Origin of the sequence: Sphingobacterium thalpophilum (genome assembly GCF_038396785.1) — a bacterium.
In the GTDB taxonomy this organism is placed as follows: Bacteria; Bacteroidota; Bacteroidia; order Sphingobacteriales; family Sphingobacteriaceae; genus Sphingobacterium; species Sphingobacterium thalpophilum_A.
Genome location: NZ_CP151087.1, coordinates 4,089,936 through 4,106,689, shown reverse-complemented (window position 1 = coordinate 4,106,689; position 16,754 = coordinate 4,089,936). Strand labels below are relative to the sequence as shown.

General features: G+C 41.2%; 12 protein-coding genes. 8 read left to right on the top strand and 4 right to left on the bottom strand.

Annotation, left to right across the window (positions count from 1 at the left end; all coding sequences use genetic code 11):
* Positions 1–485: 485 nt before the first annotated feature.
* Positions 486–878: a hypothetical protein gene (locus AACH28_RS18150; RefSeq protein ID WP_112375002.1), complete on the bottom strand. Its 393-nt coding sequence runs from the start codon at positions 876–878 to the stop codon at positions 486–488.
* A 64-nt stretch (positions 879–942) separates the two neighbouring features.
* Here AACH28_RS18150 and AACH28_RS18145 point away from each other — a divergent pair, with 64 nt between their 5' ends.
* A complete protein-coding gene (locus tag AACH28_RS18145; RefSeq protein ID WP_341831168.1) occupies positions 943–2,115 on the top strand; it encodes an aminotransferase class I/II-fold pyridoxal phosphate-dependent enzyme in 1,173 nt (390 codons plus the stop codon).
* A gap of 88 nt (positions 2,116–2,203) precedes the next feature.
* Here the strand turns inward: AACH28_RS18145 and tpx are convergent, their stop codons facing one another.
* A complete protein-coding gene (gene tpx, locus AACH28_RS18140; protein WP_070570237.1) occupies positions 2,204–2,704 on the bottom strand; it encodes a thiol peroxidase in 501 nt (166 codons plus the stop codon).
* 146 nt (positions 2,705–2,850) lie between these two features.
* On the opposite strand from tpx, the gene AACH28_RS18135 reads away from it, so the two are divergent.
* The 4 genes from AACH28_RS18135 to AACH28_RS18120 all read left to right on the top strand — a co-directional run bounded on the left by AACH28_RS18135 (position 2,851) and on the right by AACH28_RS18120 (position 7,584).
* A complete protein-coding gene (locus AACH28_RS18135) occupies positions 2,851–4,047 on the top strand; it encodes an IS110 family transposase (RefSeq protein ID WP_341831097.1) in 1,197 nt (398 codons plus the stop codon).
* Positions 4,048–4,353: 306 nt separating this feature from the next.
* Entirely contained in the window at positions 4,354–5,580 is a 1,227-nt protein-coding gene (locus tag AACH28_RS18130; protein WP_341831167.1) for an outer membrane protein transport protein, read from the top strand.
* 22 nt (positions 5,581–5,602) lie between these two features.
* The gene (locus AACH28_RS18125) at positions 5,603–6,931 is read left to right on the top strand and encodes an SGNH/GDSL hydrolase family protein (RefSeq protein ID WP_341831166.1); all 1,329 of its coding nucleotides are present in this window, start codon (positions 5,603–5,605) and stop codon (positions 6,929–6,931) included.
* A gap of 236 nt (positions 6,932–7,167) precedes the next feature.
* Entirely contained in the window at positions 7,168–7,584 is a 417-nt protein-coding gene (locus AACH28_RS18120) for an OsmC family protein (protein ID WP_341831165.1), read from the top strand.
* Positions 7,585–7,737: 153 nt separating this feature from the next.
* Here the strand turns inward: AACH28_RS18120 and AACH28_RS18115 are convergent, their stop codons facing one another.
* Positions 7,738–10,110 (bottom strand): outer membrane beta-barrel family protein, encoded by a 2,373-nt coding sequence (locus AACH28_RS18115; RefSeq protein WP_341831164.1) that lies wholly within the window; start codon positions 10,108–10,110, stop codon positions 7,738–7,740.
* A gap of 238 nt (positions 10,111–10,348) precedes the next feature.
* On the opposite strand from AACH28_RS18115, the gene AACH28_RS18110 reads away from it, so the two are divergent.
* On the top strand, positions 10,349–11,692 hold the full coding sequence (locus AACH28_RS18110; RefSeq protein WP_341831163.1) for a HAMP domain-containing sensor histidine kinase: 1,344 nt from the start codon (positions 10,349–10,351) through the stop codon (positions 11,690–11,692).
* An 83-nt stretch (positions 11,693–11,775) separates the two neighbouring features.
* Complete coding sequence (locus AACH28_RS18105; protein ID WP_312357295.1) at positions 11,776–12,450, top strand: response regulator transcription factor; 675 nt, start codon at positions 11,776–11,778, stop codon at positions 12,448–12,450.
* Positions 12,451–12,453: 3 nt separating this feature from the next.
* On the opposite strand, the gene AACH28_RS18100 is transcribed toward AACH28_RS18105, so the two are convergent.
* Positions 12,454–13,509 carry a DUF2157 domain-containing protein gene (locus AACH28_RS18100; RefSeq protein WP_070570250.1) on the bottom strand — a complete coding sequence of 352 codons (1,056 nt, stop codon included), beginning with the start codon at positions 13,507–13,509 and terminating at the stop codon, positions 12,454–12,456.
* 156 nt (positions 13,510–13,665) lie between these two features.
* Here AACH28_RS18100 and uvrA point away from each other — a divergent pair, with 156 nt between their 5' ends.
* Positions 13,666–16,506, top strand: a complete 2,841-nt coding sequence (gene uvrA / locus AACH28_RS18095) for an excinuclease ABC subunit UvrA (protein WP_070570252.1) — start codon at positions 13,666–13,668, stop codon at positions 16,504–16,506.
* Positions 16,507–16,754: the final 248 nt, after the last annotated feature.

The following is a 16,754-nucleotide window of genomic DNA, read 5'->3' as shown; positions in this document are numbered from 1 at the left end:
TAAAGCCCTAAGATAAGAAGTTTTGCAAAATGCTGTATGTAACATTTGCGTACAAAACCGATCGATGCTGAGCTCCAACAGAATTTATCCCTAGGTCAAATCGTATTCTTTGTTTTAATCAATCGATTGATTAAAATATGCAAAACATGAATGCTGTAATAATACTTGGCACTAGTAGAACAATTGTTCAGCACATGTGGCCCGGCCAGTTTGAACCCGCTCGCCAGTTTCAGAAATCGAAACTGTATTTTTTCTTAAATAATTGTTTGTCGACAAGGCTCGGGGGAGAAACTCTTCCAGCACCATAACTCCTTTGATCTCATTAGGCTTGGCATCATAGTCACTAAATATCTGAACAGTTTTAAAGGCTGAATTAGGATAACTTACAACGAGGCTATCTAGGTTCTTCGCTGAATTAAAATAGAACGTTTTTTAGGACCTGAGTTGCTCGTCGACGTAGCTGTACTCCCCTTTTAGCAAATCACCTATGTATTGATAAGTTCGACAATTTTCCCGCCCTCAAATAATAACTTCTGTCTGTCTGAAAATATAAGTTCCTTATTAAAACTCTTTTTTTCAAGTATCATCCGATTTCCGTTTACACGAACGTCCCAGTACACCTTATCCGTAAAAAAGGGGGCAAATCCGTTCGTGGTAGGTATCTCTAAAAATCCTCCTATAATGCGATCCAATTGTTTCCCACGATAACTCAATTTCATTTCGTTCACGTTAGACATAAATAATTCAGCGGTAGATGACTCTAGATACAAGATCGGAATTTGCATTGGTCTTTGTTCAAAAGTTCCTTCCTCATCCTTTGAACAGGAAAAGCAAAGCACTAGGAATATAGTACAAGGCAAAAGCCATATTTTTTTCATAAAATGGGTTATTTCATTGCTAATTATACAAATATAAAAATTTCATCTCGTACCTTTACACATCATGAAACAAGATCAATCTAAAATCATACGTGAACAGGTCGATCGTTCAGCACTTCGCGAACATTCGACTCCTTTATACCTTACATCAAGTTTTATCTTCGACAGCGCTGAACAAGGTAGGGCGGTCTTTGCTGGCGAAGAGGATGCAATGATTTATTCCCGTTATGCTAATCCAAATACTTCAGAATTCATCAACAAAGTTTGTATTCTTGAAGGTGCAGAAGCAGGATTGTCTTTTGCGTCAGGTATGGCAGCAGTATTTGCCTCCTTTGCAGGAATTATCGAAAGTGGAGACCATATTGTCTCTTCACGTGCAATATTCGGTTCTACACATCAGTTATTTACGGAACTCTTCCCACGTTGGGGCGTTACAACAACTTACGTAGACGCAGCTAATCCCGAAGAATGGGAAAAAGCAATCCAGCCAAATACGAAAATCATCTTTTTAGAGTCACCATCCAACCCAGGTCTAGAATTGGTTGATTTGGAATGGTTGGGTAAAATCAAGGAGAAATATCCCCACATCATTCTGTCGATCGACAACTGCTTTGCCACACCTTATCTTCAGAAACCGATTCAATATGGATTTGACCTGGTTATCCATTCGGCGACCAAATATATGGATGGACAGGGTCGTGTTTTGGGCGGTATTGTTGTCGGAAAACAAGAGCTTATCGATAAATTGATGTTCTTTATCCGTCATACAGGCCCCGCATTATCGCCTTTCAATGCCTGGATCATATCAAAAAGTTTAGACACATTGGGCATCCGTATGGACCGTCATTGTTCTAACGCATTGGCTTTGGCCGAGGCATTGGAAAATCATGCGGAAATTGAGGATGTAAAATATCCATTTTTACCAAGCCATCCACAATATGAGCTGGCCAAGAAACAAATGAAAGCTGGTGGCGGTATTGTAACCTTTGTTGTCAAAGGTGGTTTTGAGCGAGCAAAAGCCTTTGTGGATCATTTGGAAATGATTTTATACACCTCTAATTTAGGAGATTCAAGATCAATCGCAACGCATCCAGCTTCAACGACGCATTCAAAATTGTCGGAAGAAGAACGTTTGAATCTGGGCATCAAACCGGGCAGTATCCGCCTGTCTGTGGGTCTGGAAGATCAACAAGATATCATCAACGATATCTTGCAGGCTTTGGAGAAAACAAAATAAACGTTCGCTTTGTTATAGTTAGCGAATATACATTAACTAAAAAAGCCTTTGCATAAGCAAAGGCTTTTTTTATTCAGTCTCATCCTACTTAATTCAACGATGCGATCGCTGCAGCATAATTTGGCTCATCAGCAATTTCTGCGACTTGCTCTTCGTACAATACTTTTCCATTTTCATCCAATGTGATGACAACACGGCTCAATAAACCCGCCAAAGGTCCATCAGCGATAGCCAATTGATAAGCGTCAGAAAAGTTTGAATCTTTATACTCTGATAATGTCACGACATTATTTAGACCTTCTGCCGCACAAAAGCGACCTTGTGCAAAAGGCAAATCTTTCGATATACATAACACGACAGTATTATCCAACTGAGAAGCCTCTTTATTAAATGCACGTACGGAAGCGGCACAAGTTCCGGTATCTACACTAGGAAAAATATTCAATACAATTTTTTTTCCTTTGAAGTCTGTAAGAGACTTATCGGAAAGATCGCCCGCAGTTAATTTAAAATCAGGAGCTTGCTCGCCAACCTGTGGTAAACTGCCTTTTGTGTTTACTGGATTGCCTTTAAAAGTGATTGTAGCCATATAATATGATCGTTTAATTTTTAGTATCCTTGCACTTAAATTTACATTTAATTTTCCGATTACACACAAGCGGATAAAAATTGGCGAGAGCTATCGCAATCAAAGCAAGTCCCGCTGCTTATCTTTATGTTGAAAAAAAAAGTTATATGAAAACAGCAGGACTTGACGTGCATAAAGATAGTATTTTTTGTGCGGTATTTAATGGGAAGCATTATTCGGATGTGGAGGTTTTCGAAACCTTCAGTACGGGCATTCGACAGTTGGGAGCCTACTTGAAGGCTGCGGGTGTTCTCCGAGTAGCGATGGAGAGTACCAGTATTTACTGGATCCCGGTCTGGAATATTCTCTCTGAAATGGGCTTTGATCTGATGCTGGTGAATCCCTTTTTAATCAAACAGCTGCCCGGCCGCAAAAGCGATGTAAAGGATGCACAGTGGATTGCCCAGCTACTTCACAAAGATATGCTTCGCGGGAGTTTTGTGCCCGGTGAGCGAATACAGGAACTCAGGAGCTACACCCGTTCCTATAGCAAGTTGCAACAGCGGATAGTCCGTATGCTTACCAAAATGGACAATATCCTCGTACAGGCCGGAATCCGTTTGGGTAGTCTTGTGACCGATATCGGAGGGAAAAGTATGCTGAGTGTCATTGATGCCCTGATAGCCGGGGAGCGTGATGCCGTACGTTTAAGCAAACTGGTCTATGCCAGTAAGAAGAACAAAGAAAACGGAAAGCTGGCAGCAGCACTAACCGGCTGCATGAAGGAGCACCACCGCTTCAACCTGCAGATGGCAAAAGCTGAATACGACCTGTTGATCAAGCAGTCTGCTGAGTATATAGAAAAGATTGAAGCTATCTGCCTGCGTGATTTTCCACGGCAGAGTGCCTTGCTAAAGACGATTCCCGGCGTTAGCCGTATCAGTTCCGCTGTGATCATCGCCGAGACCGGCGCAGACATGAAAGTTTTTGAAAACAGCGGTAAACTGAGCGGATGGGTCGGATTACGACCAAAGAATGATGAAAGCGCAGGGAAATATAAAAGTACAGCAATCACTAAAGGAAACAGATATCTCAAGCCAATACTGGTACAGGTTGCCTGGGCGGCAAGCCGCTGTAAAGGCTCCTATTTTAAAGACAAATTCAACCGTCTAAGTATAAGAAAATCCTCGAAAAAGGCCCTGATCGCTATCGCACGAAAAATATCCGTTGTTGTATGGAATATCCTAAAAGACTTAACCCCTTATAATCCGGCACTACAGGTGATCTACGAACCAGCCAAACTAGATGCCAGGATACGGTATCACCAAAAAGAAATGGAACGCATAGCGAAACTTAAACCATAACAATTTTTTGCGTAAAGGCCGGGTATCTTTATGGTGGCTAAAAGACCCCGTTTTTAAATTGGCCAATGCAAATGCCTGAAAAGGCTATAAGTACACAAGCATGAGTTAATGCCAGCCTTACGGCTGACCAAACTCGAAGAGGAAAATCGCAAAACCCAATGCGCAAGGGGACTGTATTATAGTTAATTTATAGAGGAAAGGTACGAGCAAAAAAAATATTACACAACATTTATTAATTTTAGTCAAACATTTATTATGTTAGCATTGTATTTGAAAGAGGAATGTTAACCAAAAATAAACACTAGTATGAAGAAACTGCTATTTTCAATACTTTGTGCAAGTCCGTCACTCCTGTTTGCACAAGGATCTCAAGTGAATCTACAAAGTCCCAAAGCTGTGGGAATGGGGGGAGCAGGTTCTGCTTACTTTTTAGATGAGTCTTCCATTTTTTATAGTCCGGGTGCTTTAGCAAAAATGGACCATAACGCTATTTCAGTTGCCGGTAATGCCGTGATGTACAAATCTGCATTTCAAGAGGTTGGAAGTACAGTTGTTTATCATACTAGAAATCAGATTTCAACTCCTTTTTCATTATTTGCCGCATTCGGCCCTAAAAACTCCTGGTGGAAAGCCGGTATTGGAGTATACACACCGTATGGTGGTGCCGTCGATTGGGGAAAAGATTGGGTAGGTAAATTCAGTCTGGTCAGCCTTTCGCTACGTGCAATCTATATTCAGCCCACATTAAGTTTCAAACTGACTGAAAATTTTAGTGTTGGGGGTGGTTTTGTATACAACATTGGTACCGTAGACCTCGAAAATTCTGTTCCTGTATTCTATCCGGACGGTCACGCCGGATTGGCAACCCTAAAAGGAACTGGAACTGGAACGGGGTATAACGTGGGTATTCATTATAACTTAGAAGACGAATTCGCTATATCGGTAAGTTACCGCTCAAAAGTCGTCACCAAACTTAAAAATGGAGATGCGACTTTTGACGTTCCTGAATCGGTAGCAAGCAACTTCCCTTCGGGCAACAAATTCAGTGCTGAATTACCGCTACCATCCACATTTGCCGCAGGCATTGCCTTCCCTATTTCGGAGAAATTGAAGATGGCTCTTGATGCAACGCTCATCAACTACGACATCTATAAAGCGCTAGATTTCGATTACAAAGAAAACACGCCGGTATTGCAAGATACGCATTCACCAAAAAAATACGATAAAGCAGGATCCGTCAAAGCAGGATTGGAATACATTGCTTCCGACCGCTTGCAATTACGGATAGGTGGTGGTGTAATCGCAACACCGGTGCAACAGAGCGCCTATGTTTATCCCGAGACACCAGATAACACCAGGTATTTGATATCAGGAGGTTTTACAATAAAACCATCACCAAAATTTGACGTCACAGGTTCCTTTGCATACCAACGCATCGTGGCTCGCCAATCAACCAATGTGGAGAGTCATCTTTCGGGGACTTATGCGACAAATATTTTTGCTCCTGGTATTGGTGTAAGCTATAAATGGTAATTAACAGCCAAATTTGACTAAGATGAAAAAAAACAAACTTTATATAGCTGCCGCGTTAGCACTTTTAACGATCGCCTCATGTAAACCTACCTTGGACGAATATACGCCTTCGGCTGGATCGCTTAATTTTTCAAAATATGTTGCCATCGGAAATTCATTGACAGCAGGTTATGCCGATGGCGGGCTCTACTTGGAGGGCCAAAAGGTGGCTTACCCCAATTTAATTGCGGAGCAATTGAAACAAGTGGGTGGAGGTGAGTTCAAATCGCCATTTTTCAGTGAAGATCAAGCCAATGGTTCTGGCTATATTACGCTTACAGCACTTGTCAATGGCCAGCCAATAACGGCACAGGTAACCGATAAATTGGCTTATCGCTCGGCTTCACCAAAATTGTTGACCAAATATACCGACCCGATAAACAACCTTGGTGTACCGGGTATGCGTATGGACCTTTCTAGAGTAGCAGGTATGGGTTCGTCCGCCGGAAACATGTATTTTGAGCGCTTGCTGCCCGATGCAGATGCAATGAAAACGTACTTCACTTATTCCACGACTCAAAACCACACCTTCTTTAGTTTTGCGCTCGGCAATAATGATGCGCTCGGCTGGGCAACTAACGGTGGTGTGGTGAACATTAACCCAATAACAAATAAACCGGATCCGACAACTGTGTTGACAGAAACAGCTCAGTTTACTGCGATTCTCAATGGTTATGTACAGGCATTGACTCAAGGGGATAGAAAAGGAGTATTGGCTACAATTCCTGATGTAACAGCAACACCTTATTTTACGACGGTAACCCGTGCTGCTTTATTGGCAGCTGTGAATGCAACAAATCCGCCGACACCGGTAACAAATATCTACATTGCCACAAAGTCAGGTTCTCGTGCAGCTACTGATCAAGATTATTTTGTTCTCCCTTTCTCTTCAACAGGATTATTGGGGAAACCAAATGCGGCACAAATTCCATACGGCTTACACCCACTGAACCCCGTGGAAGACAAATACGTGCTTGATGTAAGCGAAACAGCAACGGTCGTACAACGCATCAACGAGTATAATGCTGCTATCAAAGCTGCTGCAAACTCAAAAGGCCTAGCTTTAGCTGATGTGCATGAATTCTTGAATAATGTAAAAGATGGTGTTCGTATCAACGGACTAGCGGTGAGTGCAAAATACATTACCGGAAATGCATTCTCTTTAGATGGTATTCACTTAACACCAATTGGAAACGCCCTAATGGCCAACATCTTTATCAGCGCCATCAATTCTAAATATGGCTCAAAGATTCCACAGGTTGATGTAGCGAAATATCGCGGTGTCAAACTACCGGATACCGTCACAAAATAAAGAGTGATCTACATACTGACAAAAGGCAGACGAATAATCGTCTGCCTTTTTTGTATATTTCCTCTATAAATAAGTTCCTCAATAGGCAGAGGAGAGATCGATAAATTACTTTTATATACTACGCAATTATATTGTATATAAAAGGTAATTTATCTAAGTTTGTTTAGTATAGATTGAACAGAAAAAAACTCGTTTCACGTTCCACAGCCTAAACGAGCAAAAAAGAATAAAATAAGATGAAAATCAAATTAAACCGTGTCAACCAAGCTGTGCATTTCGAAGCCAGCAGTGAATTATCCCCCGTCAAAGTCAACATCGATGGTTCAGAAGCTATCGGCGGTGAAGGAAAAGGTGTGCGTCCAATGGAATTGGTTTTAATTGCACTGGGTTCTTGCAGCGTCTTTGACCTCCATAGCATATTGGTAAAACAACGCCAACAAATTGACGATATCCAGGTCGAAGTAGAAGGTAAACGCCGGGAAGAAATTCCACAAGTATTTACAGATATACACATTAATTTTTTCCTAAAAGGTGAAATTGATGAGGTAAAAGCAGCCAAAGCGGCTGAATTAGCCGTTAAAAAATATTGCTCAGTACACGATATGCTTGCCGCTGGTGGTATCAATATCACGTATTCTTTGAAAATAAACTAAGAAAATACTTTCTTAGCATCTGATAATCCTCCACATGCGATGTGGAGGATTATTGTTTTTAATGAATGCTACATCCATTTCCTTTACCAATGTATTATGAATAAAATAGATACAGGGAATCGGAAGGATTTCACTTTACTAGGGTTAACTGATTTACAAACGATTCTGCTCTTCTGTTCTAGTGGGCTGATTAATGCTTTTGACTTTCTGATTTCCAAAATGATAGCGCAGCGTCAGATTTACTTTTCTAGTATCCCGATAGTCCCTATAAAAATTATTTTGATCGCCGTACTTGGATGATATTGTCATTTTCTCTGTTTTGAAAATATCCATAAATGATAGATTTACTTCAAATTTCTTTTTAAAGAATTTTCGATTTGTCATCACATAGGTACTTGAATACCCTGTAATATGAAATGGCCCCTGTATCGTGGGCGATGTAAACGTATTCCCTAGCTCAAGATTCCAACCGTCATCCTTATTCAGCACATAGTTGGTGCTTACGTTTCCGTTGCCGATATACACATCATTCTTGTGCAATACGTCATCAGTACCGATAAAGTAATTCTCGTTATACATTCCTTCCAACTGTAGATTCAATCCCCAGCGTCCTGTCAGCTGAAAACTCTTACCCAGGTCTATACCCGCCCCTTGTCCTTTCTTGATATTGGTATATTGGAAAATCAGCTGGTGATTGTTGTTATCTTGAAGGGAAATTTCCATATTCGGCCACTTCTCAAATCGGTAGAATAAATCGATATTCCAGTTGTTTTTTGTCCAGGTCAGATTCAGGTTATGAACGATCGTCGCCCTTAAACGTGGATCTCCCTGAAAATAGGAAAAGCGATTATAGTAGGACTTAGCCGGATTAAGCCAGGAGTATGCTGGTCGACTAATACGCTTTCCATAGGAAAAACCGAACTGCTGATCGTCAGTCAAGGCATATTGCATGTAAAATGTCGGAAAGAGCACAAAATAATCACGCTTATTGATATCAGCTGGTTCGGATACAATACCTTCCAAATCGGTATATTCTCCCCTTAGGCCTGCTTTCCAGCTCCATTTTTTCCAGGCATAGTCCAATGAGCCATACAAAGCCACATTACGTTCTTTGTAATCAAACACACTACTCTTATCAGGCCTTTGCTCGAGCTCTCCTGATTCATCATCAAAGAAAGCAAGGGTACTCGTCGTTTTCACATCGCTAAATTTTCCACCAAACTCCAGCCCCAGCTTCTTTATTTTTCCGGTGAAATCTATCTGGGAAGAAAAAAGCCGATTTTTATTTCCATTATTACTGATAAATCGGGTATCTGTGGGTTCCTCCCCCTTAAATCGCAGTGCCGTCAGCACGTCTTGATCATTTGTCGAATGATTGTCAGTGAAGTAGGATAACCAATTTATGCTCCACCTGGAATTAAGCTTCTTTGCTACCTGAAGGTAGAGGTTATTCGTTTTTGTCGATCGTTGATGATCATTGGTGGTAAAATAACTGGACTCCTGTACATGATTTTTATCGTATATAATGGTGGGCACTTCATAAATACCATAGGTTTTCGGTCCGTAATAACCATTTAGTCCAGCATTAACCGTCCAGGTTGTATCGGGTGTATAGTCTATCGAAAACACATAGCTGTTCTGACTGTTATTGGTATCAAATCGATCCATGACACCTTCCCATGAGGTTTGATCATTCGGATAATAAACATAATTCGTTTCATAGCGTGCGTAAGTCCCTCGTCCGAAATTATAAGTACCACGAAGATTGAATTTTTCATTTCTATAATACTGAGTGAGTCCAAACAGTTGCTTCCAGGTACTGCTTTTTTCGGCCAATGCAACCACCGTGCCTCTATAGCCATATAGGTTGGATTTGGAAAGTTTAATATTGATAATCGTACTTCCCTCAGCTTCATATTTTGCAGGTGGATTGGTAATAACCTCAATCGATTGCACGTCGCTACCTGCTGTATTCTCCAGATAGGTTTTCAGTTCGTCTCCCGTGAGCATTACTTTTCTGTCATTAATGAGGACAACAATATTTTTGTTTCCACGGACCATTAAATCCGCACCATTCACCATCACTAAGGGCGTACGCTTCAAAATATCCCAGCTATTCAGTGCTGAAAGATTGGAATTCTGAACGTTGAACTCTAAGCGATCCAACTTACGGATCAATCGGGGAGCTCGACCCACGACCTGCGCTTCTTCAAGTACCTTTGCTTCGGGAAGGAGCTCAAGTAACAAAGGGCGTGAAATGGTATCGCTGCGAAAAAAAAGTTCCTGAGACTTGAAGTTCAGATAGCTTGTCCGTAGATAGTATCCACTAGGATGATCCAGCGTAACTACAAATTTTCCAAAATGGTCAGTCTTCACTTCACGGATCTCTTGATAGTTGCTATCCAATAGCATAACGGTCGCACCCGCCAGCACAATTTTGTTTGCATCCTGTACTTGTCCCCCGATTTGTTTAGTCTGCGCCGAAAGCAACAGGGGGAAAGTCAGAAAAAATAGGATCAATTTCATGTACAAATAATTAGTCTTTTAATTCTAGTATAGCTTATTCGCATTATTCTATTTGTTAGAATCTATGTTTTGTAATACGTAGGCCAGTTTTGCGGTCATACCTATTTGACAATCGCGGCCATTTCATACTGATATGCTATGCTTCAAAAGTCCCCATAGTTGTGACAAATGATGGTTAATAAAGGGTTAATACTGGGTTAAGGTACATTATCTTAGCCCTCAGCAATTATATTTGTGTATGGAATTGAAACCCAAAAGTTATATCGTCCTATTCACGTTATTTTTTGCCGTACTTATTGGCATACAGGGGTATCAATTGTACAATACCTATCAGCTCAAACAGCGTGATATTTTTGCCACTGTAAAAAGTAAGCTAAGTAAGCTTCATGACAATGACAAGCTTTTTGATGATGATTTAATGAGCAAGGACATCGCCAGAGACTATTATATTAAATTGGTTAAAAATGAGATTACGGCTGAAAAACTGAAAGGACTTTACAGTGCAAATGCACATAAAACATCCCAGAGGCTAACGCAATATGTCGACAGTCTATTTCAGCCACTTGGAATGGATGTCATTCTGAAAAAAGAAATTTTGGGCATCTATTTCAAGAGCTTAGAAAAACAGATCGCAGCGGGTCCCATTACCATCTACACAACGTCTGGAGCTTTTCGGCGGCCCGTTGAACTTTCCTCAAGCGAGTGGATAACAGAAAAAACAGAAACACAGAAAATCGAAAACAGCATCCAGAGCAAAGAAGTCTTATATACCTTTCTTGTACATAGGAAGACATCCTTTGAGGTGACGAATCTCAACTGGATATTGTTCAAAGAACTTACTTCGCTCCTATTGAGCACCTTATTTATTCTAGCCGCTTTTCTTTGGCTTTTTTATAGAACCATTCAGAATCTCCGAAAACAGCAGAAACAGATCACTGTACTGCACGATGTCGTCGACAATATTTCACATGAACTCAAAACACCTATTGCAACCCTGAAAATTGCTGCTAAAACACTTCGGAAATCAACAGACGAAAGCATTATAACCGTCATTGAACGACAAGTAAATCGCTTGGAACAAACCCTTGATCCACTTAACGAAAATCTTCAAACTATTGATCAGCCTCCTGTTAAAAGCACAGAACTACAAGCTATTTTCGACGATTATCAATTGACCAATCCGGCTATCGCATTCCAATTAAGTCCTTTGCCTGACGGCAAACTATGCCTGAGCCCAAATGATGCGACAACATTATTTCAGAACCTGATGAACAATGCCGTAAAATATGGTGCAACTTGGATTAATATCTCTTTTGAGGATCAGAAAGGTAAACTCTCGGTTTATATACAGGATAATGGTTATGGCATGGAGGAATCCGAGCTACCCTATATTTTCGACAAGTTTTACCGCATCCAAAAAGACAATGTTCACGACACCAAAGGCCTGGGAATCGGTCTTTTCCTTGTAAAAAAAATCGTCGATCGTTATCACGGACAGCTTACTGTAACCAGCGAACCCAATGTCGGGACTACGTTTAAAATCCAGCTGCCGCATGCGCTTGTCCCATCATCGGAAATATGACCAAAAACAAGGATAAGCTGTGAAAAGACAATAGACGGCCATAGACTAAAGTATTTATATTAACTCAACTACTGAAAACAAAAATGAATAAAATATTACTCGTTGAAGACGATCCCGATTTTGGTTTTATGCTTAAGCAATACCTTGAGCTATCCACATTTGCCATAGACTGGATAGCACAGCCCAATGATCTTACGGAAAATTTCCAGCAGCTAGCCGATTACGATCTGGTTATACTGGATGTTATGCTTCCTCAAATCAGTGGTTTTAGCCTCGCCAAAGAAATCAATGCACTATACCCTGCTTTACCCTTTATCTTCTTAACAGCCAAAGAGCAAAAAATAGATAAGCTCACGGGACTAAAAATCGGTGCCGATGATTATGTCACTAAACCTTGTGATCCCGAGGAACTATTGCTTCGCATACAGAATATATTAAAGCGGAATCAGAAAAATAGTACTCCAAAATCGATCGCCATCGGGAGCTATCTATTCCATCCTGAACAATTATTATTAAGCCATGCTTCGAAACAATATAAGCTCACTGAACGTGAAGCCCAACTTCTCCTCTTTCTATGGCAACACAATGATCAGCTTGTCACGCGTGAAGAAATCCTTGAAAAAGTATGGGGAAATGCAGATTTCTTCACAGGAAGGAGCATGGATGTCTTTATTACCCGGATCCGCAAATATTTAAGCCTGGATCCTAATCTGAGCATCAGTTCGAATAGAGGTGTCGGATTTACGATTCAATTTTAAGAGTTATCCAGCAATCTCTTCCTTCCGTTTGTTCCATAATTTCTCTGCCCAACGGCCGACAAACCAAAAGGACACGGCCAAAATTAAAAAGAACACTGCTCTATTGATATTATCCCAGAGATACTCGACATAGCGGGTATAGATATTGAGCACTAAAAATACAAAGCCTACTTCTCTGCTGACGTTATCTTTCGCTTTTAAGCCGTAGACAACCAGGAATACCGACACGGCAGTGGATAAAATACCCCAGTAGAACATATGGTATTGACGTACAGTCGTCCATTCATAGAAATCAGCATAATTTCCAAAAATAGAAAGGGTCCACAAGGATACCATCAGATAGATCAATCCCACAATATAACTGATGGGCTGAAAGATTTGTAACCTTTCAAACCTGGGTTGAACCCAAACAGCCAACGCGGTTATCAGTGCCCCAAAAATGGTAAAACGCAGCGGATAGTTCATCCCCCAAAACTTAAATCCCCAATTGCTATGGTAGGCGGTCTCGGTCGCAAACCATACGCCCAAGGCCAAAAGCATAAACGTCCAAATCAGCTTACTCTCGAGCTTGACGGCAAGAAAGCCATAAATCGCCACGGAGAGTAAAAATAACAGGGAATAGTGCATCGTATCTTTATCCAATACTTTACCCATAAACCCGATACAGGCCGCAGTTCCGAAAACCCCAATCAGCATCATGGTTTCCGTGGATAGATTTTTATAAGGATAGCGTTTCTTATACCGAAAACCCAGCGTATAGAATAATACAGCCACGGCAGCGAAAAAGAAGCAAAATAGGATATTAGGTGCTTCGTAGAGGGTATCCACAAAGGCCAAGAATGATGCATCTGTAAACAACGAAAAGACAGCGAAGACCAGAGATGCCAAGGCAATCCAAAAGGCATATCTAGCCAGTTGTCCCCAATCAAAACTTTTCACGTCTAAACTATCCATCAGCTCGTTCGCTTTTTGCTCATCTAATAAGTTCTCTTTCTTCCAAAATTGGACAATATCGTCGATCGATTGTTTCTCTTGTTTGCTGACGTCGTATTTTCGCATAAATTTAGATTTACTGTGCAAGGTACATTATTTTTTTAAATCACTTGTATATCACATTTTGTTCCAAAAGTCAGAAAGGCTCGCATAATTCCTTTAAAATCTGTAATTTTGCATGTTTTGCATTTAATCCCTCACACGGGACCTTAAGGAGTTTTCATGGCAGTAAAAAGAAGCCCAGATTTGGGCGAACAAAGTGAAGTTCAGGTATTTGGAGCGCGTGCGCATAATCTAAAAAATATAGATGTTTCTTTTCCGAGAAATGAATTGGTTGTTATCACAGGTTTAAGTGGCAGCGGAAAGTCTTCCTTGGCTTTTGACACCATTTATGCCGAAGGACAACGTCGGTATATGGAGACATTCAGTGCCTACAGCCGTCAGTTTTTGGGCGGCATGGAACGTCCGGATGTGGACAAGATATCGGGCTTAAGTCCAGTGATCTCCATTGAACAGAAAACCACCAGCAAAAACCCGAGGTCCACTGTTGGAACCATTACTGAGGTGTATGACTTTATGCGTCTACTATTTGCCCGAGCAGGAGAAGCTTTCTCCTATGTGACTGGGAAGAAAATGGAGCGTATGTCGGACGATCAGGTTATCGAACGGATTTTGACTGAGTTTGAAGGACAGGCACTGAACATCCTGGCACCAGTGGTTAAGGGGCGTAAAGGCCACTACCGTGAGTTGTTTGAACAAATCCGTAAGCAAGGTTATGTGAAGGTACGTGTGGATGGAGAAATATTGGACCTTGTTCCAAAAATGCAGGTCGACCGCTACAAAATACACGATATTGAAATCGTCGTAGATCGTCTGAAAGTAGAGCGTGAAGATAAAAAGCGCTTACAAACTTCCGTGATGCAGGCGATGAAAACAGCGAAAGGTATCATCAAGGTCTCCACGAAAGATAATCAAGAGCAATTCTATAGCCGTTATCTCATGGATGCCGAATCGGGGATCTCTTATGATGAGCCACAGCCAAATACCTTCTCATTCAATTCCCCATACGGTGCGTGTCCTACATGTGATGGTTTGGGCTATATTTTTGAAATTGATAAGAATGCCGTTATCCCGGATAAAAAACTAAGTATTCAAAAGGGTGGTTTGGCCCCTCTGGGACCTACCCGGGAAAATTGGACTTCGGAAGTATTGAAAGCTGTCGCAAAAAAATTAGATTTTACCATTACAACACCGCTTGAAAAACTAACTGAAGAACAGATTGACCAGCTTTTATTTGGCAATAAGGAAGAGCCTATCGTTGTCACGGTATCTTATGGAAGTTATGGCACACGTGAATATCGTGTTGAATTTGAAGGAATCTTTAAGATGCTGGAAGAGTTTTCGGGAAAATCATCGGATGAGGCACCTTCTTTAGATGACTTCAGAACGAAAGTGACCTGTCCAACCTGTGCGGGAGCTCGTCTGAAAAAAGAATCTTTACATTTTAAAATTGCGGATAAAAACATCCATGAGCTCTCAACGATGGACATTACATCCATCAAAGAATGGTTTGATCAGGTAGAAAGCAAACTTGATGAACGCCAGCTCATTATTGCAACGGAGATATTAAAGGAAATCCGCGCACGTTTAGGCTTCCTGCTGGATGTCGGCCTAAATTACTTGACCTTGGACCGTACAGCTAAAACACTTTCGGGTGGTGAAGCACAGCGGATCCGTTTGGCCACACAGATTGGTTCCCAACTGGTGAATGTACTTTATATTCTGGATGAACCGAGTATTGGGCTCCATCAGCGGGATAACGAACGTTTGATCAATGCGCTTAAAAACCTACGCGATATTGGCAATTCGGTCCTTGTTGTGGAACATGACAAAGACATGATCCTACATGCCGACCATGTTATCGACATGGGACCTGCTGCAGGCGTTCATGGTGGGACTGTGGTTGCCGAAGGTACACCAACAGAAATCCTAAAATCGAACTCTTTAACAGCAGCTTACCTCAACGGGACAAAAGAGGTTAAGATTCCCGAGAAACGCCGTGAGGGCAATGGAAAAACATTGTCATTACATGGAGCAACCGGACATAACTTAAAAAATCTGTCTGTCTCTTTTCCATTAGGAAAACTCATTGTTGTATCGGGTGTTTCAGGTTCGGGTAAATCAAGCCTAATCACAGGTACTTTATACCCGATTTTGAATAAACATTTTTTCAGAGCCAAAGCAATTCCACTTCCTTTCAAAAAAATTGAAGGGTTAGAACATATTGACAAAGTCATCGAGATCGACCAAAGTCCTATCGGCCGTACACCACGGTCCAACCCTTCGACCTATACAGGCGTATTTTCGGATATCAGAACCTTGTTTGTTCAATTGCCAGAAGCTAAGATCAGGGGCTATAAACCAGGACGCTTTTCCTTCAATGTCAAAGGCGGCCGTTGTGAAACCTGTCAAGGGGCCGGATTGAAAGTCATTGAGATGAATTTCCTTCCCGATGTACAGGTTCCTTGTGAAACATGCCACGGAAAACGCTACAACCGAGAAACTTTAGAGGTACGCTATAAAGGAAAATCCATCTCCGATGTACTTGATATGAGCATTAACGATGCTGTGGATTTCTTCGAAAATGTACCGAGTATTTACCGAAAGATCAAAACACTGCAGGATGTAGGTTTGGGTTATATCACCTTAGGACAGTCCTCCACAACCTTATCGGGAGGTGAGGCACAACGGGTAAAATTGGCTACTGAACTTTCTAAAAAAGACACTGGAAATACATTCTATATCCTTGATGAACCGACAACAGGTCTTCACTTTGAAGATGTCAATGTCCTTATGGGCGTTATCAATCGTCTGGTCGAGCGCGGGAATACCATTTTGATTATTGAGCATAACCTTGATGTCGTTAAATCGGCCGATTGGGTCATTGATATCGGTCCCGAAGGTGGCAAAGACGGCGGGCAGGTTCTATTTGAAGGAACACCTGAAAACTTAATTAAAAATAATAAAAGCGAAACAGCACGTTTCTTAAAATTGGAAATGTAATATCAACAAAACAGCAGCTGCGAATTATGCGGTTTCTGTTCGTAAGGTGGCTCGGTTATTGCGAAGGGAATATTTTTCCAGCTCGATATCAGCTGTGTTTTACACAGGTATTAGACAATGCACACTGACTTGACGTCCACTGGATGGCGGCATATTTCATGAATAAATACGTTTATAGGTTCTTTGCGGCTGTAAACAGTTGGTCGTTGCTATTCCATTTTCATTTGTATAAATGAACACATTAAAGG